The 24109-nt window shown below is 38.5% G+C and carries 22 protein-coding genes and 1 riboswitch; of the genes, 15 read left to right on the top strand and 7 right to left on the bottom strand.

Annotation, left to right across the window (positions count from 1 at the left end):
* Positions 1-85: 85 nt before the first annotated feature.
* The 11 genes from EDD58_RS10340 to EDD58_RS10290 all read left to right on the top strand — a co-directional run bounded on the left by EDD58_RS10340 (position 86) and on the right by EDD58_RS10290 (position 13529).
* A complete protein-coding gene (locus EDD58_RS10340; RefSeq protein ID WP_131925292.1) occupies positions 86-1573 on the top strand; it encodes an acyl-CoA synthetase in 1488 nt (495 codons plus the stop codon).
* Positions 1563-4766, top strand: a complete 3204-nt coding sequence (locus tag EDD58_RS10335; RefSeq protein WP_131925290.1) for an AfsR/SARP family transcriptional regulator — start codon at positions 1563-1565, stop codon at positions 4764-4766. Before EDD58_RS10340 ends, EDD58_RS10335 begins: the two co-directional genes overlap by 11 nt.
* A gap of 50 nt (positions 4767-4816) precedes the next feature.
* On the top strand, positions 4817-6019 hold the full coding sequence (locus tag EDD58_RS10330) for a substrate-binding domain-containing protein (RefSeq protein ID WP_131925288.1): 1203 nt from the start codon (positions 4817-4819) through the stop codon (positions 6017-6019).
* Between the two features lie 14 nt (positions 6020-6033).
* Entirely contained in the window at positions 6034-6792 is a 759-nt protein-coding gene (locus EDD58_RS10325; RefSeq protein ID WP_131925286.1) for an ABC transporter ATP-binding protein, read from the top strand.
* The gene (locus EDD58_RS10320) at positions 6782-7483 is read left to right on the top strand and encodes an ABC transporter ATP-binding protein (protein ID WP_131925284.1); all 702 of its coding nucleotides are present in this window, start codon (positions 6782-6784) and stop codon (positions 7481-7483) included. Before EDD58_RS10325 ends, EDD58_RS10320 begins: the two co-directional genes overlap by 11 nt.
* A 27-nt stretch (positions 7484-7510) precedes the next feature.
* Positions 7511-8380 (top strand): branched-chain amino acid ABC transporter permease, encoded by an 870-nt coding sequence (locus EDD58_RS10315; protein ID WP_131925282.1) that lies wholly within the window; start codon positions 7511-7513, stop codon positions 8378-8380.
* Positions 8380-9384, top strand: coding sequence for a branched-chain amino acid ABC transporter permease (locus tag EDD58_RS10310; protein WP_131925280.1), 1005 nt, complete (start codon positions 8380-8382; stop codon positions 9382-9384). The genes EDD58_RS10315 and EDD58_RS10310 overlap by 1 nt, the downstream gene beginning before the upstream one ends.
* 52 nt (positions 9385-9436) lie before the next feature.
* A complete protein-coding gene (locus EDD58_RS10305) occupies positions 9437-10438 on the top strand; it encodes a 3-oxoacyl-ACP synthase (protein ID WP_131925405.1) in 1002 nt (333 codons plus the stop codon).
* Positions 10435-11325 (top strand): intracellular short-chain-length polyhydroxyalkanoate depolymerase, encoded by an 891-nt coding sequence (gene phaZ, locus EDD58_RS10300; RefSeq protein ID WP_131925278.1) that lies wholly within the window; start codon positions 10435-10437, stop codon positions 11323-11325. Before EDD58_RS10305 ends, phaZ begins: the two co-directional genes overlap by 4 nt.
* Before the next feature lie 15 nt (positions 11326-11340).
* Positions 11341-12081 (top strand): 3-oxoacyl-ACP reductase FabG, encoded by a 741-nt coding sequence (gene fabG, locus EDD58_RS10295; protein WP_131925276.1) that lies wholly within the window; start codon positions 11341-11343, stop codon positions 12079-12081.
* Positions 12082-12664: 583 nt separating this feature from the next.
* Positions 12665-12864: riboswitch (cobalamin riboswitch) on the top strand.
* 173 nt (positions 12865-13037) lie between these two features.
* Complete coding sequence (locus EDD58_RS10290; RefSeq protein WP_131925274.1) at positions 13038-13529, top strand: acyl-CoA thioesterase; 492 nt, start codon at positions 13038-13040, stop codon at positions 13527-13529.
* A 195-nt stretch (positions 13530-13724) separates the two neighbouring features.
* On the opposite strand, the gene EDD58_RS10285 is transcribed toward EDD58_RS10290, so the two are convergent.
* A complete protein-coding gene (locus EDD58_RS10285) occupies positions 13725-14144 on the bottom strand; it encodes a DoxX family protein (protein WP_131925272.1) in 420 nt (139 codons plus the stop codon).
* Positions 14145-14229: 85 nt separating this feature from the next.
* Positions 14230-14994: a DODA-type extradiol aromatic ring-opening family dioxygenase gene (locus EDD58_RS10280; protein WP_131925270.1), complete on the bottom strand. Its 765-nt coding sequence runs from the start codon at positions 14992-14994 to the stop codon at positions 14230-14232.
* 153 nt (positions 14995-15147) lie between these two features.
* On the opposite strand from EDD58_RS10280, the gene EDD58_RS10275 reads away from it, so the two are divergent.
* From EDD58_RS10275 to wrbA, 3 genes are all read left to right on the top strand, one after another.
* Positions 15148-15465, top strand: a complete 318-nt coding sequence (locus EDD58_RS10275; RefSeq protein ID WP_131925268.1) for a winged helix-turn-helix transcriptional regulator — start codon at positions 15148-15150, stop codon at positions 15463-15465.
* A gap of 585 nt (positions 15466-16050) precedes the next feature.
* On the top strand, positions 16051-16473 hold the full coding sequence (locus tag EDD58_RS10270; protein ID WP_243648710.1) for a hypothetical protein: 423 nt from the start codon (positions 16051-16053) through the stop codon (positions 16471-16473).
* 337 nt (positions 16474-16810) lie between these two features.
* A complete protein-coding gene (gene wrbA / locus EDD58_RS10265) occupies positions 16811-17419 on the top strand; it encodes an NAD(P)H:quinone oxidoreductase (protein WP_424321663.1) in 609 nt (202 codons plus the stop codon).
* Between the two features lie 528 nt (positions 17420-17947).
* Here the strand turns inward: wrbA and argH are convergent.
* Genes argH through argF form a run of 3 tightly spaced genes read right to left on the bottom strand, consistent with a single transcriptional unit; the run spans position 17948 to position 21561 of the window.
* Positions 17948-19354, bottom strand: coding sequence for an argininosuccinate lyase (gene argH, locus EDD58_RS10260; RefSeq protein WP_131925262.1), 1407 nt, complete (start codon positions 19352-19354; stop codon positions 17948-17950).
* Positions 19335-20561: an argininosuccinate synthase gene (locus EDD58_RS10255; protein WP_131925260.1), complete on the bottom strand. Its 1227-nt coding sequence runs from the start codon at positions 20559-20561 to the stop codon at positions 19335-19337. The genes argH and EDD58_RS10255 overlap by 20 nt, the downstream gene beginning before the upstream one ends.
* A gap of 49 nt (positions 20562-20610) precedes the next feature.
* A complete protein-coding gene (gene argF, locus EDD58_RS10250) occupies positions 20611-21561 on the bottom strand; it encodes an ornithine carbamoyltransferase (RefSeq protein ID WP_131925258.1) in 951 nt (316 codons plus the stop codon).
* Positions 21562-21748: 187 nt separating this feature from the next.
* Here argF and trhO point away from each other — a divergent pair, with 187 nt between their 5' ends.
* Positions 21749-22660, top strand: coding sequence for an oxygen-dependent tRNA uridine(34) hydroxylase TrhO (gene trhO, locus EDD58_RS10245; RefSeq protein ID WP_131925256.1), 912 nt, complete (start codon positions 21749-21751; stop codon positions 22658-22660).
* An 87-nt stretch (positions 22661-22747) separates the two neighbouring features.
* Here trhO and EDD58_RS14890 read toward each other — a convergent pair whose 3' ends face one another.
* Positions 22748-22909: a hypothetical protein gene (locus EDD58_RS14890; protein ID WP_207903289.1), complete on the bottom strand. Its 162-nt coding sequence runs from the start codon at positions 22907-22909 to the stop codon at positions 22748-22750.
* 4 nt (positions 22910-22913) lie between these two features.
* Positions 22914-23897: a GAF domain-containing protein gene (locus EDD58_RS10240; protein ID WP_131925254.1), complete on the bottom strand. Its 984-nt coding sequence runs from the start codon at positions 23895-23897 to the stop codon at positions 22914-22916.
* Positions 23898-24109 lie beyond the last annotated feature (212 nt).

Below are 24109 nucleotides of genomic sequence, written 5' to 3'. Positions count from 1 at the left end.
TTGCTATCTCCTAGCTGTAACTCCAATGTAACTTTTTTTATTTAGGGTTGGATGGAGAAAGAACAGCTCAAGGAGGAATTATGGAATGAGTATTACAGTCGATTGGATCTCGAGTAGAGACCGATTAACTCCTACCCAAGTGGCAGTAGTAGACGCAGAGAATGGTCAAAGATGGACTTATCAAGAGATGAATCAAAGAGCGAAGTCGCTCGCCGCTTTTTTCAGGCAACAAGGGATTGGAAAAGGAGATCGTATCGCTCTTTTTTCGCCTAACGATGTTAGCTATTTTGATGTTTTATTTGCATGTGCTAAAATTGGGGCTATTTTTGTCCCTTTTAATTGGCGTTTGTCTGTTCGAGAATTGATAGGGATTGTGGAAGACTGTGCACCAAAACTTCTAATCTATCATCGCCAATATGAAAGTTTGGCTATACAACTACCCATCGAAACAAAATGGTCTCTTGAACAATTACATCATACATATTTGGAAGAAACGATTTCCTTACCCATTCAATTTGATATCTTACCAACTGATCCTTGGATGATTCTGTATACAGGAGGGACGACAGGTAAACCCAAAGGGGCAGTGTTGACACATGAATCCGTCTATTGGAATGCAATCAATACAGTACTTACCTGGGATTTATCATCGGTTGATGTAACTCCTGTATATATGCCGATGTTTCATACTGGAGCGTTAAATGCACTCTCTATTCCCATTCTTTATGCGGGTGGAACCGTTGTCATTGCAAGGAGATTTTTGGTTGATGATGTTTATGATGTCATTCAACGGGAACAGTGTACAATTATCTTAATGGTTCCAACGATGTATCATTTATTTATTCAATCGTCTCGTTTTGCTGCTACATCATTTCCTACGATGCGGGTTTTTCTTTCTGGAGGTGCACCTTGTCCACATGTGATTTATGATGCTTTTCAAGCAAAAGGAATCGCCTTTAAAGAAGGGTATGGATTAACTGAGGCAGGACCAAATAATTTTCAAATCGAGCCTGAAATCGCGTCTCAGAAAAAAGGGTCAGTGGGATTGCCGATGTTTTTTAATGAAATCCAATTAGTTTCAAATGGAAAGGTGATTGAGGGCTCAAATCAAGTAGGAGAACTGTGGCTAAAGGGCGGACACCTGTTCACTGAATATTGGAAGAATCCTCAAGCGACTGATGAAGTGTGGCATGATCAGTGGTTTCGGACGGGTGATCTAGGAAAACGAGATGCAGATGGCTACTACTATATAGTCGGAAGAGAAAAAGATATGATTGTGACAGGGGGAGAAAATGTATATCCCTTAGAAGTAGAGTTAGTTTTATCTGAACATCCAGAGGTTGAAGAGATAAGTGTGGTAGGAATTCCTGATGCCCATTGGGGTGAAATTGTAGCAGCAGCCATCGTTCCAGTTCGAGGAAAAAAGATAGAGATTGAAGATTTAGATGGTTTTTGTTCGAAAAAGTTAGGTAGATATAAAGTGCCGAAAAAGTTTATTTTTCTAGATGAATTACCTAAGACGATGGTAGGCAAAATCGATAAGAAAGGAATCGTGAGAATGTATGGCCAATGAAACGGGTGTTTTATTGACCAAATTAACTCCACCGATGCTAGACATGAACCTGGTGGAACGACCTCATCTATTGAGCCGTCTTGATAAGATTTCAGCGAAAGTGGTGATCCTTCAAGCTGCAACGGGATATGGAAAGACAACACTTCTTGCATCCTATATCCAAAAAAAGAAGCAAGCTATTTGTTGGTATCGAGTCACTGAATTGGATCAGGATGAGAAAAGCTATTGGTTGCATTTAATCTATGCAATTCGTCAACAAGTTCCACAGTTTGGCGAAGGTTTGGAAGAACATTTTTCGGATCAAGAACAGTTTTTACAAATGTTGATCAATCAAATTTACTGTGTGTCTGATCCATTAACGATTTTGATCGATGATTTTCATCATATCGGAGACCATAATTATTTTAGACAGCAGATTCCATTGTTCATCTCTTTGTTGCCGCCACACATTCGGTTGGTTATAGCTACTCGGCATGATCCTAAGTGGTCAGGACTCACCATGATGAAGCTAAAAGGGGAGTTATTATTGCTCGAAGCAGCTGATTTAGCTTGGAGTAAACAAGAGATTGCACAGTGGGTCACAATGATCGGGGGTCCCCTTCTAGTTGAAGAACAACTTCAGGAAATGATGGATGTGACTCAAGGTTGGGGAATTGCTGTTCGTCTTGCTACTACTTATCTACTACAAGGGAAAGGGATAGAAGAAATTGTCCAACCCCATTCAGCTTATTATAGAGATCTATACCAATATTTAGAAGAGGAAGTTTGGCAACAGCAATCTGTAAGCATTCAAGACATACAAGAAAAAATGAGTTTTCAAAGAGAATGGTCTCTCGATTGTTTTTCGGAATTATTCGGAGTTCAGGTGGACGAGGTTTTATTGAAGCAGCTAGAGTCTTTGAAGCCTTTTGTACACATTGATGACTATCAGATCATTCGGTTTCATCCGATTTATCAACACTTTATACAATGGATTTTTCGCAAAAAAAGAGAAGATTATCAACAATGTCAACATCGTTGGTTTCAATATTTATTAAAGCATCAACGCTATGAAGAGGCTTATCAATACTTGGAAGGTAGTCGAAACGAAGAGGAATTGGCTCAAATGATTCAGGTATGTGGGCGTGATTGGATCGAAAAGGGCGAACTGGAGAAATTAGAGCAAGCTCTTAAGCGAATCTCCAAGGATGTTAAAAATCAGTTTGAATGCCTATGGATTTATGAAGGAGATCTCAATCGTTATCATTCCCAGTATCAACAGGCGATGGAGTGTTATGTAAATGCAGAGAAGATAGCGAAAGAAAAAGGGGACTTTCTCTATCAGAGCTTAGGCTTAGAAGGACAGGCTAAGATCTATTTAGATACGATTCAGCCAGGTCGTGCTGAATATTTGTTGAACAAGGCGATTGATCTATTGCAAGAAACGAAGAGCAATGAGGAGCATTTAGAAAAATTTCATCGTTTATATGCTGAAAACCTTGTCAATATGGGAAAAGTGTCAGATGCAGATCAATGGCTCGAAAGACATCGAGAGGTTAATTCCAAGTTTGTTGATGATGAATTAGAAGCGAGACTTTTCCTTCGAACAGGCCGATTACGCCGTGCGAAGCAGATGTTAGAAAGAAAATATGAATGGGAGCTTTTAGAAAAAAATATATTATTGCCTCGCTCTCATCGAGAAGTTGAATTGTTATTATCTTTGATTGATTGTTTTATGGGTGCGCCTGAAGAGGCTAAAAAATTGGCTGAAGAAGGGATGATGCAGGGGGTTATCAGACGATCGCCCTTTGTTGAAGCTTGTGGTTGGATCCGATTGGGTCATGCTGTACAGTTAATTCCTAAATACGAGCGCAGATTGGCAGCAGAATGTTATCAAACCGCTTTAGAAATGATGGAAAATTTACGGATGTCGCGGGGGAAAGCAGAACCTTTGATGGGGCTATCCCTTTTGTACGGTCGAGAAGGGGCGACAGATCTAGCCAATTATTATGGACAACAGGCGATTGCAGAGACTGAAAAAGTCCAGGATCAATGGTTATCTAATCTCACCCGACTTGGAATGGCTATTGCTTCTTTTTATGGAGACCGTTTAGAAGAAGCTACACATCTATTTGGCGAGTGTAGCCAACGATTTGTTCAATGTGGAGATAGTTACTTTTTTACGGTTTCTATGTTATGGCAAGCTTTAACAGCCTATGAGCTTGAAGATGAGCTTGCGTTTTCTTCAAGTATGGAGCAGGTGCTAAAGTTAATGCAAACAGAAGGCTACGAATATTTGTTGCAAAAAAGAACCATGTTTGGTCCTCGTGATATCCAAAAGTGGGCACAACTTTTATTAATGGCACAATCGAGAGGGATTGAGGAAGCATATAGTTCTTTTTTAATCCATGGAATGGGCTTTCAAAATGTGTCTTCTCATCCTGGTTATACCTTACGCATTCAAACATTGGGTGATTTTCGAGTTTGGTTGGGGGAAGAAGAAGTGAGTTCCAAGGATTGGCAGAGGGGTAAAGCGAAGGAATTATTTCAGCTACTTCTTACCAAACGTCGAATGTTATTAATGAAAGAAGAGATTTGTTCACTTCTATGGCCCGAAGCGGACGACAAAGCGGCTACTCGAGATTTTAAAGTTGCGTTAAATGCACTTAATAATGCATTAGAGCCCAAACGTCCGGCTCGTTCAAATTCTTTTTATATCCAACGTCAAGGTTCATTATATGGATTTAATCTGTCTTCAGGCTACGAACTGGACGCTGATGAGTTTGAACGATTGATCCAAATCGGACTTAAAGAAGATAATCCGATTCAATTACAATCCGGTTTAGAGTTATATGGAGGCACATATTTACCAGAGAGGCGATATGAAGATTGGTGCTTTACTGAGCGTGAGCGGTATCAATCGCTATTTATTCGTGGCGCTGAACGACTCGCTCAATTATATGTCCGTGAAGCGAAGTATGATGATGCAATTTATTGGTGTGAACGCATGATTCAGGAAGATGCTTGTTGGGAGGAAGCTTATCGGTTATTGATGGTTTGTTATTATTTGAAAGATAATCGCCCACAAGCTATTCGTCAGTATAAAAAATGTATAGATATTTTAGAGCGGGAATTAGGCGTTCCACCCATGCCTAAAACAGAACAAATCTATAAACAAATTGTTCAAGGAATGTTCAATGTAACTCATCTGTAACCGCCCCCTTTTATATTGTTCTTGAAAGTATCATCGAAAGGGGAGTCTTTATGAAACGTTGGTCTCGCACTGGTTTATCTATTCTTGCAAGCGTTTTCTTTTTATCAACTGCTGCTTGTTCTACGGGCACAGATGGTGCTGCTGATCCTAACAAACCGATTAAAATCGGGCTACTCGCTTCTACAACAGGAGCTCTTGAAACATATGGAAAGCAAACCGTAAATGGTTTTGAACTTGGAATCGATTATGCAACGGGTGGAAAAAAAGAAATTAATGGACGCAAAATCGAAGTGATTGTTGAGGATACAGAGACAAGACCTGAAGTTGCGGTCCAAAAAGCGACCAAATTGATTGAAGAGTATGAGGTTGATCTTTTAGTAGGTGCTAGTAGTTCTGCGGATACATTAGCTGTTCTACCACTAGCTGAAGATTATAAAAAAGTGATGATTGTAGAACCAGCAGTTGCGGATAGTATTACAGGCAGTGATTGGAATCAATATATTTTCCGTACTGCCCGTAACTCTTCCCAAGATGCTGTCGCAGGAGCAGCCGCGATTGCAAAGCCAGGTGTAAAGATTGCCACTCTCGCTCCTGACTATGCGTTCGGAAGAGATGGGGTTACAGCATTCAAACAAGCTGCTGAAAAGCTGGGTGCAAAGATTGTTCATGAAGAATATGCTGACCCCAAAGCAACTGACTTCACTTCAAACTTACAGAAGATTATCAACGCAAAACCCGAGTACCTCTTTGTGGTCTGGTCTGGAGCCAACACTCCTTGGAATCAAATTGGCGATATGAAACTGAAAGATCGTGGGATCAAGATCTCTACTGGTGTTCCTGACATTCATGCTTTAAAAACGATGAATGTACTTGTGGGCATGGAAGGCTTTAGTGTTTATCATCATTCATTGCCACAAACTGAAGTAAATAAGTGGTTAGTGGAACAACATCAAAAACGATTTAATGAACCACCAGATCTATTCACGCCAGGCGGAATGAGTGCAGCGATCGCAGCTGTCGAAGCATTGAAGAAAACAAACGGTGACTCCAATGCAGACAAACTCATTCCTGTTATGGAAGGAATGTCTTTTGAAACCCCAAAAGGAAAGATGACTTTCCGTAAAGAGGATCATCAAGCGCTTCAAACGATGTATGCAGTGAAGTTAGAACAGGGAACAGATATGCCAAAACCAGTCTTAATTCGTGAATTAACCCCAGAGGAAACGGCTCCTCCAATTATTAATAAAAAGTAGGTAGAGGTGATCGTATGGAACCTATTCTTTCAACCAAAGATTTGACGATTGCCTTTGGAGGACATGTTGCTGTAAATAAAGTGAATGTTTCCTTCTATCCGCAACGGTTTACATCGATTATCGGACCTAATGGTGCTGGGAAAACAACTTTTTTTAATCTGTTGAGTGGTCAGTTAAAGCCCACGGAAGGGCAAATCTTTTATCACGGGGCGGACATTACTCGTCTGCCCTCATATCAGCGAACTCGTAAAGGAATTGGCCGTTCTTTTCAGATTACAGATGTATTTCCACACTTAACGGTTTTTGAAAATGTTCGCCTAGCGGTGCAATCGCAACAGCAAATTCGCTTTCAAATGTTCTTTTCTCATCTCCATTATAAAAAAGTAACAGAGAAGACGATGTACTGGATTGAAAAGGTTGGATTGGAAAGCAAACAAGATTGGTTAGCGATCCAATTGACACACGGAGAAAAACGAAAATTAGAAATTGCCATGCTATTAGCTTTGGAAACTGAAATATTGTTGCTAGATGAGCCAACTGCTGGGATGTCATTGGAAGAAGTTCCGATCATTATAGATCTTGTACGAAATTTGAAGGAAGAAAAAAGAACCATATTGTTGATTGAACATAAAATCGATCTGATTTTAGATTTATCAGACCATCTCATGGTGCTATTTCATGGAGAGCTATTGGCAGAAGGAACTCCAGAGCAGATTTTGCAAAATGAGCTTGTCCAATCTGCATATATAGGAGGGACACCCAATGCTTCTTGAGTTGGATCACATTCAAACATTTATTGGAGAACATCACATTTTACATGGAATTTCTCTAGAAGTTCCTGAAAAAGAGGTAACGGTTTTACTCGGACGTAATGGAGCGGGAAAAACGACTACCTTACGTTCCATCATGGGGCTCAATCCACCTACCCAGGGAGAGATCCGTTTTCAGGGAAAAAAGATCAGTGGTTTACCTCCTTATGCTATTGCTCGACTAGGTATTAGCTTTGTTCCCGAAGATCAAGGGATTTTTGGTGAATTAACTGTGGAAGAGAACCTTAAAGTTGCCATGATTTCTGAAAATGCTTCAACGAAAGAAAAGCTGGAGTGGACACTTAATCTTTTCCCTGATTTAGAGCAGTTTTGGAAAAGCAAGAGTGGATGGTTAAGTGGTGGACAGAAGCAAATGCTTTCTATTGCCCGAGCTTTAGTTCAAGATTGTACTTTGTTGTTAATTGATGAGCCGAGTAAAGGATTAGCTCCGATCGTTGTCGAGAAAGTGGCTACTTCATTAGCTGAGATTAAACATCGTACCACTGTAGTCTTAGTGGAACAAAATTTTCATATGGCTAGCCAACTGGGTGATCGTTATTACTTAGTGGATGATGGTCAAATTGTGGCAAAGGGACAGATGGAAGAACTAAAAAATGATGAGCAACTGAAGAAAAAATATTTAGGGATTGCATAATCAGGGAGAAAGGGGGCTAAGAGCTAGGTGGATATCTGGATTAATCTTATTATGAACGGTTTAGCGACAGGCATGTTGATCTTTTTGATCGCCATTGGACTTACTTTAATTTTTGGATTGATGGATGTACTCAATTTTTCACATGGTGGCATTTTTGCTTGGGGTGCCTTTTCGGGCATTTGGGTTTATACCCAAACAGGTAGTTTCTTAGTGGGGATCACAGGTGCCATTGTTGCAGGATTCTTATTGGGTTGGCTTCTGGAACGTTTCATTATTCGTCCCGTCTATGGGAATCATATGCAGCAAATTTTAATTACTTTAGGAGCTATGTTGGTACTGGGCGAGCTAATCAAAGTTGTGTGGGGGCCTAACCAATTAGCCGCTCAACCCCCATTTTGGTTGGCGGGAAGTTGGATTTTTGGTGATATTGTCCTCATTAAGTATCGACTATTTATTATTTTAATTGGTTTACTGGTATTTATCGTTTCTTCACTCATTTTGAAGAAGACTAAAATCGGTCTCATTGTGCGTGCTGGAGTGATGGATCGCGAAATGATTCAAGCACTAGGTATTAATATTAAAAAGATATTCATGTGGGTATTTATGGTAGGAGCGGGCTTAGCTGCTCTTGGCGGAGTATTGATGGGCCCCTATTCAGGTGTGATCTATGCAGAGATGGGAATGGAATATGCAATCTTCGCCTTCATTGTTGTCATTATCGGAGGGATGGGTAGTATTACGGGTTCGATGGTTGCTGCCATGATCGTCGGTTTGGCAAGTGGAATTATGGGTTATTATGTGCCCGAATTATCTCTTGCTGTAAATATGTTAATCATGTTAATTGTTCTTTTATTTAAACCAGAAGGATTGTTTGGAGCAAAAGGGGTGAAAGGATGATGGGTTTAATTTCGCGATTTTCTATGAAGCATGTGTTGTTCTTTCTTGTAGGATTATTTCTCCTTTTGTTTCCCTTCGTGAATGACTCCCGTAGTACACTCATTTTAATGACACAGATATTTATCTTTGCTGTTTTTGCGATGAGTTATGATTTGTTATTAGGATACACAGGAATCATTTCATTTGGTCATGCCATGTTTTTTGGCCTAGGAGCTTATTCGGTTGGTATATTGCTCAGTCAAGGAGATATTTCATTACTTACTGTCGGATCCGCTCTCATTGTGACCATTGTTTTATGTGGTATTTTGAGTTGGATTGTTGGGATGCTATCACTTCGACTCAAAAGCCATTATTATGCCATGTTAACCTTGGCGTTAGCTGGATTGTTTCAAGTAGGAGCCGAAAAATGGAGGAGTTTGACAAAAGGGAATGATGGATTTACTTTCCGAATTCCTCAAGAGTTGATGGATCGAGAAGTGTTTTATTTTATTGCACTTGCTTTTATGATTCTTTCCTTCTTTTTTTTACGGCGTTTTACCAAGTCACCATTAGGTACTGTTTTGCAAGCGGTGCGTGAAAATGAGCGTAGAGCTGAGTCGATTGGATATGAAGTCTATCATTATAAAGTAGCGGCTAGCGTAGTCTCCGGAATTTTGGCCGGACTTGCAGGTGTGATGTATGGTCTTAGTTTACGATTTGTCAATACGGCTGTTTTTGGTGTGGATATGACCTTGGATGTTTTATTAATGACTATTATTGGTGGAGCCGGAACGTTAATTGGTCCTATTCTTGGAGCAGTGATGATCGAATTTACACATGATTGGCTATCAGAACTTGCAAGTCTACACTGGATTTTTGAGCGCTGGATCATTATTTTTGGTCTCATCTATATTTTAGTGGTCATGTTCTTCCCCAAAGGACTTGTTGGAACACTAAGAAAGTGGTCAATCTTTGCTCGGAAAAGTGAAAATAAGCAGGAAACGAACCTGAAAACGAATGGCTGATAAATCAAAGGAGGGTTAAACGTTGAATCCTTCACATAACCCGATTGGCATCATGAGTACTGGTTTATATATCCCCCCACATAGAATGAGCGGGCATGAAATTGCTCAACGATCTGGCCTCCCTGTAGAAGTTGTGGAGCAGAAAATGGGGATCAAAGAAAAAGCAATCCCTGGTCCTGAGGATCACCCCTGTCAGATGGGGGTACTTGCAGCTAAGCAGGCGATTGAGAGGGCAGGTATTGATGCGAAAGAGATTGACTTAGTGATCTATATCGGTGAGGAGCATAAAGAATATCCAGTATGGACCGCCGCAATTAAATTGCAACAAGAGGTGGGAGCGATCAACGCTTGGGCGTTCGATTGTGCTCTTCGATGCGGCACCACCATTCTCGGCTTAAAGTTAGCCAAAGATCTGATGCTTTCAGATGAATCGATTCAAACGGTTCTATTAGCGGGTGGGTATCGGAATGTAGATTTAGTCAATTATCAAAATCCCAAAACGAGATTCTTATACAATTTGGCGGCTGGTGGAGGAGCGATTCTTCTACGAAAGGGCTGGCAAGAAAATGAGGTTTTATCAACAAGTATGATTACAGATGGCTCTTTTTCCGAAGATGTCATTGTACCTGTGGGCGGAACCAAACAACCTCTATCGCCTGATTTATTATCCCAAGATTTATTTTACTTGGATGTTCCAGATCCTCAAGGAATGAAAGAGAGACTAGATCAGAAATCAATGAATCATTTTACCTCTGTGATTCGCCAATCATTAGAAAAATCCGGTTTAACGGAGAAAGATCTGGACTATTTAGCGATCTTGCATATGAAACACTCTGCTCATCGATATGTTTTAAATGAGCTAGGATTGGCTGAAGAGCAGTCTGTATATCTAGAAGAGTACGGACACATTGGTCAGTTTGATCAAATTTTGTCTCTAGAGTTGGGTTTACAGCAAGGAAAAATCAAATCTGGAGATACGGTAGTACTTGTCAGTGCTGGAATCGGTTATGCTTGGGGAGCAACCACTATTCGTTGGGGGAGAGAAGCTCAATGACGATGATTCAATGCAAACAAGTATTATTATCTAATGGAGAAATGTTAGGCTATCGTGAACGTTCTGGTGGAGAAGATCTATTACTTTTGATTCATGGAAATATGACTTCTTCTAAACACTGGGATGTATTGATGGAAAAATTAGACCCCAAATATCATTTAATTGCCGTTGATTTACGTGGATTTGGTATGTCTAGCTATCATCAAAGAATTGATTCACTCAAGGATTTTTCCGAAGATATCAAGCAGTTTGTCGATGCTTTATCGTTAAAATCTTTCTCACTCATGGGATGGTCCACTGGTGGAGGAGTTGCGATGCAATTTACTGCTGATCATCCCGAATATGTACAAAAATTAGTTTTGCTAGCTTCTGCTTCAACAAGAGGTTACCCTTTTGTTGAGTTAGATCCAGTGACGGGACAATCACTCCAAAGACTGACCACCCGTGATGATATTGCCAATGATCGACTCAAAACAATGCCTGTACTTCAAGCGATTGAATCAAAAAATAAAGAGTTTCTACAATGGATGTGGAATAGCTTGATCTACACCCAACAGCAACCTTCAGTAGAGCATTATGATGAATATCTCGAAGATATGTTAACCCAACGAAATCTAGTAGATGTTTATCATGCCTTAAATGTATTTAATATCAGTTCACATCATAACGGTTTAAGTCAAGGAACCGAGGATGTTGAGAAGATCCAAGTGTCCACCCTTGTTTTGTGGGGAGAAAATGATCTTGTGGTTACAGAAACCATGACCAACGAAATCATGGAAGATTTAAAGGAACAAGCCCGTTTAGTGATCTTGAAAAACTGTGGTCATTCCCCATTGATCGATGATTGTGCTCAGTTGAAAAATCAAATCGAACAATTTCTACAATAGTCTGGAGGAATACGGATGAAACTAAAAGATCGAGTTGCGATTATTACAGGAGCAGCCAATGGAATTGGTCGAGAAACAGCTGTTCTTTTTGCACGAGAAGGAGCTAAATTGCTAATTGCAGACTATGACGCTGAGTCTGCCCAGAAAGTATGCGAAGAGTTACAGAGTGAGGGTGTAGAGGTCGATTTTTATCAAGTGGATGTATCTAATAAAGAAAGTGTACAAGGAATGGCAGAGGCGGCTCTGGCTAAGTGGGGTCGAATCGATATCTTAATTAATAATGCAGGAATTACAGCGGATGGAATGCTTCATAAATTAAGTGAAGAGAACTGGCAACGAGTGATCAATGTGAATCTGACGGGTGTCTTCTATTGTACTCAAGCTGTCGTTCCCGCTATGAAAGAACAGGGTTGGGGCCGAATTATTACAGCATCCTCCGTTTCGGGAGTCTATGGAAATATCGGTCAGACCAACTATGCAGCTACCAAGTCAGGTGTGATTGGAATGACGAAGACTTGGGCGAAAGAACTGGGGCGCCATGGTATTCGTGCAAATGCGATCGCACCAGGTTTTGTTGAAACTCGCATGGTTGAAAAAGTACCAGACAAAGTCATTGATCAATTGAAAAAACAAATCCCTGTAGGTCGTTTAGGCAAACCATCTGATATCGCCAACGCATATCTTTTCCTCGCCTCAGACGAAGCTGATTATATTAACGGAACAGTCTTACATGTAGATGGTGGAATTGTAATGTAATAAATAAAATCGACTCCTTCTTTGATTCAGAGAGAGTCGATTTTTCGATTGGTTTATGAAGAGAGATGTACATTTCTAGATGGTAAGTGGTTAGCCTGGAGCATCAGAATTGGGGGATGGCTAACTCCTCCAATATTCTTAGCTTACCTTGATGACCTTCGGCGAGTTTATAAAAAACACTCTGTTCCTACTGTCGCTTTTTTTAATGCTTCGGCCAACTCGTCAGAGTTTGAGACGATTTTCTTACTCATATTCTTTATCCACCTTACTCTATGGAGTCATTTCTAATCATTCTCCCAAATATAATTATATTCCAAGCGGCTGGTATTCATATAAACTATTTTGAAAATTATTAATCCCCTATCAAAAGGTGAGCAAAATCAGTAACACTATAAGGAAATGACTCTTTGAATGAAGAATATCTCTGGTAACAAAGCAACGAATCTATCCATTTTTTATTGTCTAATTATTCCATTTGACTTAATTGTATAGAGATGATAACCTTTCTTTGATTTACATAGTGTCACAATATGTTCATAGTCAAGATATATTTGTTATGAACATAAATATCGATCACATTTAACTTCATATAGTGCGAACAGGTTCCTTGAATTCAAAGGATTCAAGGATGAAAAGGGAAGTTCGGTGAAAAGCCGACACGGTCCCGCCACTGTAATAGGGAAGTCAGCATCATCTATTCACCACTGATCCAGATGGATTGGGAAGGTGCGTTGCTGGTAATGATCCTTAAGTCAGGAGACCTGCCTGTTTGGACAACACTGTTAGACCTACGGGAAATAGGGAGGTGTTAGATTATGTATAATATTGTGGGGTATTTTTGCTTATCCCCGTTTATTTTGCATCTCTAACTTCCAGATCGGTAGTTGGAGATGCTTCTTTATTTTATATATCTAATCTAAATAAAAATAAAAAACTGAAAGGTTTTTCGAAGGAGAATGATAATGAGTAATCAAGTAAAAAGAATTAGCCAATCAAGAACTTATATGACAGACTTGGTGTTTCCACCTGATACCAACCATCATAATACGATTTTTGGTGGAAAAGTGATGGCATATGTAGACAAAATTGCTTGTATCGCAGCTATGCGTCATTGTCGGAAGCCCGTCGTCACAGTTTCAAGTGACAATTTTCATTTTTTGGCCCCCATCAAAACAGGGGAAGCAATTAATCTTGAGGCTTATGTCACATGGTCACATAAAACATCGATGGAGGTTTTCGTAAGAGTAGAATCAGAGAATTTGATCACATCTGAAAGAAAGTTGACTTCAAGTGCATATCTAACTTTTATTGCCGTGGATGAAGATGGAAAGCCATCACCAGTCCCAAAAGTGATCCCAGAAACTGAAATAGAACGAAAACAATATGAAAAGGCAGAGGAAAGATATCAGCAAAGAAAACATCGAAGAGAGAGTTATCAAGTGAACTGATCAAGAGGAGGTTCATAGCATTATTTAAATTGCAGATCTTAAGAAGTTTTCAGAGGGTAAGTAGCTCTCTTTTATCCATATTAGAAGATCTGATAGCCACCAACAGCAATCAGATCTTCATCTTTAATTTTAACAAAAAATCACCCAGAATTTTTTCTGAGTGATTATATAAATTCGGGGTTTCAACTTTATATTTTACAGTTCGATAGATTCACTTGTTTTTTTCCTAAATAATGAGTCGACAGCATATAAAGAGGAGCCGCTGATCAAAAGGTGAATGGAGATAAACATCAAAATGAGATCTAATTCATACCCAGCCATTTGGCCATTTCCTAAAAAGCCTACTGCGCCTTTAACTGTGATAATAGCCCCGATCATAACAATAGCAAATAGAATAGCGATAACCCTTGTACCCAAACCGATGATCATAGCGATCCCACCGACAAGTTCAATAGTCGCGATCACATAGGCTAAGAATCCAGGAAGCCCAATACTATCAAACCAACCTGCGATATTCTCAATCCCACCTTGAAATTTAACAAGTCCATGGATGAAGAATGTTGCTCCTAATACGAGGCGAAGCATAAGCAAACCTACTTCATGTTTTTGAGTCATGCTTAACACTCTCCTTAATTAAATTTGAATTTTTTCTGGGTAAACCAGCCAATTGACTTTATTATTTACTACAAACTTGCTGGTATTAAAATTGGAAACAGAGGTAACTTAATGTTCCGTATTTATAGCTTCGATGAATCACTTTTGTTTTATTTTGTGTTCCGCTTCCCATCGTAATAAAGAGGGGAACGAAGTGTTCTTTGGTAGGAACTGCTAAATTCGCATGAGGAGCTAAGCTTTCATAATTGAACAAGGTATCTATATCGCCATGTTCAATTTGCTTAATAATCCAATCGTCAAATTCAACAGCCCAAGACTCTGGTGTATTCTGCTCCCAATGAAGACGTCCTAAGTTATGAACGGTGACTCCGCTACCAATCACTAAAATATCTTCTTCTCCAAAACCTTGAAGTGATTGACCAATGTGAAGCTGTTCTCTTGGAGATAGAGAAGGGTTTACTGAAACTTGAACAACTGGGATCTCTGCATGAGGATAGAGTCTAGATAAAATCGTCCAAGAGCCATGATCTAATCCTCTTGTTGCATTCATTTGTACTGGAATCCCATTCTCTTGGAAGCGTTTTTTTACTTTTTCTGCGATTTGTGTCGATCCTTTTGCAGGATAGTTGATCGCATAGAGTTCGTCAGGAAAGCCATAGAAGTCATAAATGGTATCATGTACATCATCTGTGGAAGAAATAGTAACTGTATCACTTTCCCAATGAGCAGTAAAAATGACGATCGCTTTGGGTTGAAAACTTCTGCCTAGATGAGCTAGGAAAGTCGTATACGCATCTTGTTCAAGTGCCAACATCGGGGAGCCATGAGCTAAGAATAATGACGGAACCAAATTGGGTCACCTCTGAATTTAAAGTTTGTTAGTTACTTTATGTAAGTAAGTATATATATTAAATTTATTTATGTCAAGTAACTAACAGATAAAATATAATCATATTATTAAATATCACTCTGCGTTATAATTAAAAGAGTGAGGTGATATAAAATGAATCAGACATCATCATTATGTCCACGATTTGAAAAGGGCATGAAAATAATTAGTCAACGTTGGAACGGTCTAATTATTTATCAACTTCTTTCAGGACCTCATCGATTTTGCGCGATTGAATCAGCGCTGCCAATCAGTGGGAGGTTATTATCTGAGAGATTGAAAGAATTAGAACTAAAAGGCATTGTGAAACGAAATGTATTTCCAGAAACTCCTGTTCGAATCGAATATTCATTAACCGATAAAGGTCGCGCTTTAGAGCCTGTGATCCGAGGAATCGAGTTATGGTCCAAGGAATGGGTCAAGGAAGTTTAAATCGAGTAGGAATAGCTCGAGATCAAATGAAAAAAATACAAACTCTAGATAAAGAAGTAATTATTGGAGATTTTTTCATTTTCTTGACGATTGGGAAATTGGATATAAATGTAATCGATTGATATGGGCGTTTAAATTGATTTTAGGGGTTTTTATATGTTTTATAGGTATTTGTATTATAATGCATTTTCAAGTGCCTTAAAACGAAAAATAGAGGGTCATATTTTTGGGGAATCCTTATAAAATAACCAATTTATGAGAAGATTCCATTTTATAGTATACGATGATATCGATTTATCTTTAGCACTAAAATATGACTCTTGATCAATTCAAAAATCATATTTTAGTGCTAAAGATAACGCTCTGAGTTTTAGTTAACTATCTAAATTTAGATTATAGTACAGCGATTCTAAAATAAGTGATTTTTAGCATCAAATAGTATATATTATTAAAAAATACAAAAAATGTACATAAGTGTAATTGGGGATGTTATAATTATTTAGAATGGCGGAAGTGAAAATAAACGAGAGTGAGTGATGGGTGTTGAAAAAAATCACTACAGCTTTACTCGCATTAACATTTGCGTTGGCGCTTCCATTTTCATCAGCATTCGCCGCAAGCGAAAGTAGTGCAAGTCAAACTGAAATTGCTTCTGATGTTTACGTAGTTCGTGCAAATGAAAACACAGTATTTAATGGGGTATGGGATTATGTAGGTAGACGTACGACTTCTTCTAGTGAGAACCCTACTAATTATGTATATTCTACTGGGGGAGACTTTAAGTTTAAAGTAGTGTCTGGTCCTAGTGGCGGAGCTTGGTATGCATTATATGAATATGATCCTGACAATGCGGATGATCATGTACGTGATTTATGGTTTTATCTTTATCCTGGTGACGAAGTGATTTACAGAGATATAGGTAATTATGTTGATGGTTCCAATAAGAAGGCTGAATTTTATGTAAGGGAAAACTTTAGTGGATCTGCAACTGTAGATTATTGGGATTGATTCAAAAAGTCAAAGAGGAAACAGAGAAGCAGCGCTTTTGCGTTGCTTCTCTGTTTTTCTAAAAATGCTACTAACCTAAAAAGTACCATGACCTCTTATGAATAGTTGTTCGGGAATGCTCAAACAATATAAAGAAACAAAGAAAAAATGGTCATGTTTCAAATAGGAGTGTTTCTAGCATCTGATGATACGGGCAATAAGTTGCAATCAAACCAGATTTACAAACGATGACCCCAGGTGAATTAATTCTGGGAAAACTATTTGAGGATGTTGGGTTTCTAAAAGGATTAATTACTAGCCATTTATTTACGACAATTAAAAGGAGATGAATTTTCTTATGTCTATTAATCTTGCAGTAATCTATTACAGTTCCACGGGAACCAATTATCAATTAGCTCAGTGGGCGGCAGAAGGAGGAAAAGAAGCAGGAGCCGACACTAGAGTATTAAAGGTTGCAGAACTTGCTCCGGAATCAGTTATTGCAGGAACCCCCGCTTGGAAAGCTCATCTAGAAGAAACTGTGTCTGTAAAAAATGTAACGGGAGATGATTTAGTCTGGGCGGACGCTATAATCTTTAGTACACCCACACGTTTCGGCAATATCGCTTCACAAATGAAACAATTTTTGGATACCACTGGTGGTCTATGGTTTCAAGGAAAGCTAGCTAACAAAGTGGTAAGTGCCATGACATCTGCGCAAAATTCAAATGGTGGTCAAGAACAAACGATTTTGTCTCTTTATACCACTATGTATCATTGGGGAGCGATCGTAGTAGCTCCTGGATATACAGATCAATCGATTTATGCTGCTGGAGGAAATCCGTATGGAACTAGCGTAACCATTGATCAAGACGGAAAGATGTTAGAAGATGTTCGTGGAGCTGTGCAACATCAAGCTAAACGAGTGGTAAACGTAGCCAATTGGTTAAAAAAAGGAATGCAATAAAATAGACATGCATTTTTTAAAGACCCTGAGCACAGGTTTTTTGTGTTTTGGTCTATATTCAGATGAAAACAGACGAGTGCTTACCAAAAACAAAGCTTAAACTTCCTATAAATTAACATATCCATTTTAGCGCGTTTAAATCGTTTTTAAGATGTTTTTATATGTTTATGGGTATTTATATTAGAATGTGAAATCAAGTGTCTTAAAATCAAAAATAGGAGCTTTGTTTTTTTAGAGAAATCACGATGAAACCCTATTTATGTAAAATAAACTATAAAACAGGAGGCAGTTTTACGGGTTTTACCCCCTCCAAGGTTACAAAACAAATATTTTGTAACCTTAGAGGGGAAAGGGGTAGAAAAACGGTTATTTTTTTGTTTAAGACTGTTTTCATCATCCAAATTCTTTTTTATTCAATTTATTTATCTCACTATAATAAGTTAACTATAGTATTGAGAAATGATTGCAAAAAAAAACAAACAGCTGATTAGCTTCTAAACCACATAGCCAATTAGCTGTTTGTTATATCTAATTTTTGTTATGATCTTGTACCCATGTTCTAATTTCAACCAATTTTTGTTTCTTCAACTTTAATGTTTTTTCTACTTGTACTTTCGCTGTTCCTCCTTCACTCTTACGAGCTTCTACTACAGATATTACTTCTAATTTAATATAGATATCTTTTTCGATCAGCGTAGAGAACGACTGAAACTCCTCAAGACTACAATCCAAAAGAACCTTCCCGTGCTGAATGCAAAATAATACCATTCGCCCCACCACTTCGTGAGCTTGACGGAACGGCAACCCTTTATTGACAAGATAATCCGCTAAATCAGTCGCATTAGAAAAACCTTGTTCTACATTTTCCCTCATCTGTGTTTGGTTCACTTTTATTGTTTCCATGATTCCAACCATTAGTTGGAGAGAACCTGTAAGTGTTCGGACTGTATCAAATACCCCCTCTTTATCTTCTTGCATGTCTTTGTTATAAGTGAGTGGAAGAGCTTTAAGGATCATCAGCAAGGAAAATAATTGCCCACATACTCTTCCTGTTTTTCCGCGAATCAACTCTGGGATATCTGGATTTTTCTTTTGAGGCATCATACTACTTCCCGTACAAAAAGCGTCATCCAACTCAACATATCGAAACTCTTCACTAGACCATAGAATCAACTCTTCAGATAAACGAGACAAATGAATCATGATCAAAGAACAAATAGATAAAAACTCAACTAAATAGTCGCGATCACTCACAGCATCCATACTATTATCATAAATCCGCTCAAAACCAAGTTGATCAGCTACCAGGTTACGGTCAATAGGAAAAGTTGTTCCAGCCATTGCCCCTGCTCCGAGCGGACAAGTATTCACCCGTTTAAAACTATCTACTAATCGTTCTAAATCTCTTTCGAACATCGAAGCATATGCCAATAAATGATGAGAAAATCGTACGGGTTGTGCACGTTGAAGATGAGTATAACCTGGTAAAATAACATCAATATATTTTTCGGCTTGCTCTAACAATACGACTTGAAGTTGGCTCAGTAACTGGACTAATTGCACTGTTTGTTTACGTATATATAAATGCAGATCCAAAGCAACTTGGTCATTCCGACTCCGTCCTGTATGCAACTTTCCCCCAACAGGGCCAATTTCATCAATTAAAAGCTTCTCGATATTCATATGAATATCTTCTTGTTCCAAGGAAAACTGTACTTCTCCCCTACCTACTCGTTCTAAAATCCGCTTAAGTCCATCAGTAATTTTTTGAACATCTTCTTGTGGGATGATTTTGCATTCACCAAGCATTTGAATATGCGCAAGACTTCCCTGGATATCTTCTTCAACCAGTTCTTGATCGAAAAGGATTGATGCTTGAAACTCTTCGACTAATTGATTTGTTGGCTTGGTAAACCTACCCCCCCACAACTTCATTTTCTTTCTCCTTTTCTTTATTTACTAGAGCATAAACGGAAGTGGGCAATCCCCATAATTGGATAAATCCTTCAGCTGCTTGATGATCAAAAGTATCCTCTGATGTATAGGTGGCTAACTTTTCATCGTAGAGAGAGTACATAGATTGTCTCCCTGTAACAGTCGCATGTCCTTTAAATAAAGAAACACGCACTTTTCCCGATACCGTTTTTTGTGTTTCATCGATAAAAGCATCCAGAGCTTTTTTCAAAGGTGAAAACCAAAGTCCATCATAGATCAACTTTGCCCATTGTTGCTCAATGATCGGTTTAAAATGAGCGATGTCACGAGTTTGAGTTAAGAACTCTAATTCTTTATGGGCAGTCATTAAAGTGATCGCTGCTGGTGACTCATATACTTCTCTCGACTTAATCCCTACCAGACGATTCTCAACATGATCGATCCGTCCAACTCCATGATTACCAGCAATTTTGTTCAATTGACTTACAATTTCAAAAAGCGGCATCTTTGTTCCATTTAATTGAGTAGGGATTCCATGTTCAAACACAATTTCTATTTCGGTAGGTGAATCTGGAGTTTCATTTAATGGTGTTGTCCATTCATAAGCTCCCTCTGGAGGAGTTGACCAGGGATTTTCTAACACTCCACACTCACAACTTCTTCCCCATAAATTTTGATCCACACTATAAGGATTATCTAAATCAACGGGAATAGGAATTTGATGTTGTTGGGCATAAGCAATTTCTTCATCACGAGACATAGCCCATTCACGTACAGGAGCCACTATTTGAAGTTCAGGAGCTAATGCTTTTACAGAAACTTCAAATCTAACCTGGTCATTTCCTTTCCCTGTACACCCATGGGCGACTGCTACAGCTCCCTCCTCTATAGCAATTTGAACCAATGCTTGTGAGATTAAGGGGCGTGACAATGCAGAAACTAATGGATATTTCCCTTCATACATCGCATTCGCTTTCAGTGCAGGTGCAATGAATTCATTGGCAAACCATTCCTTTGCATCAATCACAACGGATTTGATTGCGCCTACTTGTAGAGCTTTTTGCTTAACAAAATCAAGATCCTTTCCTTCTCCTACATCTAAAGCAACTGCGACTACATCATAATGATCATGTTCACTTAGCCACTTGATCGCTACAGATGTATCTAAACCACCTGAATAAGCTAAAATAATTTTCCCTTTCGACATCAGTATGACCTCCAAAAAATGAATGATTATACAATAAAAGAATATGAACCTACCCGATTAATGATAAAAGTAAAGCTTTTGATGTATGCAAACGATTTTCAGCTTGTGCGAAAACAACTGATTGTGCTCCATCCATCACTTCTGTGGAAACTTCCAATCCTCGATAAGCAGGTAAGCAGTGCATAAAAACAGCATCGCTTTTCGCTTGTTTCATTAATTTTTGATTCACTTGATAAGGGGCGAATACTTTATTGCGCCTCTCTTTTTCTTCTTCCTGCCCCATGCTGGCCCAAACATCCGTATAAATAGCATCAGCTTCTTTGACAGCTTCATAAGGATCTAAATGAAAATCAATATGAATCCCTTGCTGTTTCCCGATCTGTATAGCCTCCCACACTTTCTTCATAGGTTCATACCCTTCAGGAGTAGAGATTGATAAGGACAAACCTGTAGCTGCTGCCCCATGCATCAATGAATGAAGCACATTATTCCCATCACCCACATAAGCAAGTTTCAATTGAGATAAGTCTCCCTTTTTTTCTTGCAATGTAAGAAGATCAGCTAATGCTTGGCAAGGATGATATAAATCTGTCAAACCATTGATTACAGGGACACTCGCATGCTTCGCTAGTTCTTCAACATGTTGATGACTTGAAGTCCGAATCATAATTCCATTCACATAACTAGATAGAATACGTGCGGTATCTTCTATACTCTCTCCTCTTTCATATTGGAGCTCTTTCGAAGATAATTCTAAGAACTGTCCACCTAATTGAGTCATCGCAACAGCAAATGAGACGCGTGTACGAGTTGAATGTTTATCAAAAATCATAGCTAAAACTTTCCCATCAAGCGCCTTATTTTGCTCTCCTGCTTTATGCTTATGCTTCAATTGAGATGAAAGTATGAGTAAATTTTTTATCTCATCTGCAGTATAGTCGGATAAAGTTAAACAATCTTTTCCTTTGATAGAAAATTCCCCAACCTGTTCCTTGACCACCTAATCACTCCTTGATCTTAATATTTATTTATATTTATGTATAAATATACATCGTTCAGATGAAAAAATCTACCCATTCTTATTAATATTGTTTAATCATCCATTGGCTCTTCTTTTTATTTGAGAATCAGGAACATCTGTGTCAGTATATATAGTTGTATCTATTGTTAGGAAGTAGGTGTGAACAATGAGACAAGAAGGAACCAGCGAACTTTCTTATCAAGTACTCCTTTATTACAAATATGTACCATTAGAAGATCCCGTTCAGTTTGCTAAAGAACATCTTCAATTATGTAAAGAGTTAGAGTTAAAAGGTCGAGTTCTCGTTTCTCATGAAGGAATTAATGGAACACTCTCAGGAGTTAAAGAACAAACAAAGCAATATATGGACTACATGAAGCAGCATCCTTTATTTACAGATATGCCATTTAAAGTGGATGAACATGATGGACATGCCTTTCATCGTCTCTCTGTCCGACCTCGAAAAGAATTAGTCGCTTGGCATTTAGATGAATCTGATGACATTAACCCGAATGAGTTAACAGGACAACATGTATCTCCAAAGGAATTTTATGAGTTACTACAAAAAGAAGATGTTATTATTATTGATGGTCGCAATGACTTTGAATATGATCTTGGTCATTTCCAAGGCGCGATTCGTCCTGCGGTTCGTACTACAAGGGAATTCCCCTCTTGGATTAAGGAGAATTTAGGTGAGTACAAGAACCGTAAGATTTTGACCTACTGTACGGGTGGAGTTCGTTGCGAAAAATTATCCGGTCTCTTACTCAAAGAAGGTTTTAAAGACGTTGTTCAGTTAGATGGTGGAATCGTCACCTATGGCAAAGATCCAGAAGTAAAAGGACAGCTCTTTGAAGGGAAATGTTATGTATTTGATGATCGAATCGGAGTTCCAATTAACCGGGTAGATGAAAAGATCATTACACACTGCCTACATTGTGGAAAACCGGCTGATCAGTATATAAATTGTCGCAATGTAACTTGTGACCAACGTCATATCGTTTGTCCTGACTGTGAACAAACCCATGAACACTTCTGTTCAACGGCTTGTAAAGAAGAACAGTTAGCTCGTGCTTAATGCTTTAGAAAATGAGAGTCTTTGCATTTCCAGAGGATTCCCCATAATAAAGTAAAGCCACAGAGATGGACTCGTGGCTTTACTTTATTATTTATATGGAATCTTATCAAGTAAACGTTTAAACCGCTCCTTCAACTCTAAGCGATCTTGATCAAAGAGTCCATTTCTCATCTGATCCATTAATTGCTTTCGTGTGATCTGTCCCTCCCGATATAATTTATTTAATTCTTTTCTAACTTCCTTAGGCACCTTCTTAATGTTCGCCATTCGGTGAGACTCCCTTCATCTTGGTGTCCATATAGATCAATGGGTATAATAGGCTAGAGAATAATATAACCCGTTCAATCTCTATTTTTTCATATGCATTTCCAGGCTTGCCCGTTATAGAGAGAACGCCGATTTTTGTATTTGCGTCATTTCCAGCTTTTAATGGAACACACAGAAGAGTCCGATAATATTTATTAGGTCTCTCTTTATTATAATATTCAATATCAGGAGCTTCTACATCGGGGATATAATAAATCTCCCCTGTACGCCAAGCTCTACCTGCCGCGCTTCCATAAATCGTTGGTTGGAAATCTTTGACGCGATGAGAATGACCACTAGAATGGGCATAATGGATTAATACATCATCACGCTTGGGGTCTTTAATATGGATCACAACTCTTGGGTTTTTTTCTCGAAACCCTTTCAAGGTGTTAATAAGGTAATCGAGCAAATTGATGTAAATATCCCCTTTATTCTTTTGAAAATTTTCTTGATTGGCTAAGGCTAAAGCAACTTCTTCTACTGTATACATGATTTGCGAAGCTGCATAAGTCTCATCATCGTATTTTTCATCTAACTCCTCAAATAATTGTTTCAATGCTGTCCACTCGTTGACCCAATCATCTATCTCTGTATTTTTTAATTCGATTTCCGTTTCTTTCATTTGAAGTTCTTTTTCTAAGTCTTCGACTCGTTTATCTATACTTACTTTGTCTAATTCGTATTGTCGAACTTGAGCTTCCAACTCTTCCTTTTCTTTTTGATTTAACTCGGATTGAATTTGCGTCAACTCGACATTGGGTTCTTCTCCTCGTCCTAGCCAATCACTTTGCCCAGTAGCAAATCGATAAATATGAACGATAAAAATAGCTACGAGTCCAATAGCAACAAAGTAACCCATAAATTCGAGAAACCAACCTGTATTTTCATCGAATATTTCTGCGATTTTAATGAGGTCTTCTGTACTCATGGTCCCCCTCCTCTCAAAAGTGACAAAATGGGCTCTTATATATGATTTATATGCTATTAGAATATTTTATATTTTCATCCTGAAATCCTTTTTTTAAACAAAAATTTATAACTATGTCCAATAAAATAATTCTTTTTCGATACCGTATTCAAAATTTTTTCGATCTATCTTTAGTTTCTATCTCGTCCGAAGATGAAGATGACATGTCCTTA

Origin of the sequence: Hazenella coriacea (genome assembly GCF_004341825.1) — a bacterium.
In the GTDB taxonomy this organism is placed as follows: Bacteria; Bacillota; Bacilli; order Thermoactinomycetales; family Thermoactinomycetaceae; genus Hazenella; species Hazenella coriacea.
Note: the sequence above shows the minus strand (reverse complement) of the source record. Positions and strands in the feature narration are given on the sequence as shown.

Bases quoted from the DNA above. Each gene is read 5' to 3' on its own strand.
- EDD58_RS10340 (WP_131925292.1), top strand. From the start codon at position 86: ATGAGTATTACAGTCGATTGGATCTCGAGTAGAGACCGATTAACTCCT.
- EDD58_RS10335 (WP_131925290.1), top strand. From the start codon at position 1,563: ATGGCCAATGAAACGGGTGTTTTATTGACCAAATTAACTCCACCGATG.
- EDD58_RS10330 (WP_131925288.1), top strand. From the start codon at position 4,817: ATGAAACGTTGGTCTCGCACTGGTTTATCTATTCTTGCAAGCGTTTTC.
- EDD58_RS10325 (WP_131925286.1), top strand. From the start codon at position 6,034: ATGGAACCTATTCTTTCAACCAAAGATTTGACGATTGCCTTTGGAGGA.
- EDD58_RS10320 (WP_131925284.1), top strand. From the start codon at position 6,782: ATGCTTCTTGAGTTGGATCACATTCAAACATTTATTGGAGAACATCAC.
- EDD58_RS10310 (WP_131925280.1), top strand. From the start codon at position 8,380: ATGGGTTTAATTTCGCGATTTTCTATGAAGCATGTGTTGTTCTTTCTT.
- EDD58_RS10305 (WP_131925405.1), top strand. From the start codon at position 9,437: ATGAGTACTGGTTTATATATCCCCCCACATAGAATGAGCGGGCATGAA.
- phaZ (WP_131925278.1), top strand. From the start codon at position 10,435: ATGACGATGATTCAATGCAAACAAGTATTATTATCTAATGGAGAAATG.
- fabG (WP_131925276.1), top strand. From the start codon at position 11,341: ATGAAACTAAAAGATCGAGTTGCGATTATTACAGGAGCAGCCAATGGA.
- EDD58_RS10290 (WP_131925274.1), top strand. From the start codon at position 13,038: ATGATAATGAGTAATCAAGTAAAAAGAATTAGCCAATCAAGAACTTAT.
- EDD58_RS10285 (WP_131925272.1), bottom strand. From the start codon at position 14,144: ATGACTCAAAAACATGAAGTAGGTTTGCTTATGCTTCGCCTCGTATTA.
- EDD58_RS10275 (WP_131925268.1), top strand. From the start codon at position 15,148: ATGAATCAGACATCATCATTATGTCCACGATTTGAAAAGGGCATGAAA.
- wrbA (WP_424321663.1), top strand. From the start codon at position 16,811: ATGTCTATTAATCTTGCAGTAATCTATTACAGTTCCACGGGAACCAAT.
- argH (WP_131925262.1), bottom strand. From the start codon at position 19,354: ATGAAGTTGTGGGGGGGTAGGTTTACCAAGCCAACAAATCAATTAGTC.
- EDD58_RS10255 (WP_131925260.1), bottom strand. From the start codon at position 20,561: ATGTCGAAAGGGAAAATTATTTTAGCTTATTCAGGTGGTTTAGATACA.
- trhO (WP_131925256.1), top strand. From the start codon at position 21,749: ATGAGACAAGAAGGAACCAGCGAACTTTCTTATCAAGTACTCCTTTAT.
- EDD58_RS10240 (WP_131925254.1), bottom strand. From the start codon at position 23,897: ATGAGTACAGAAGACCTCATTAAAATCGCAGAAATATTCGATGAAAAT.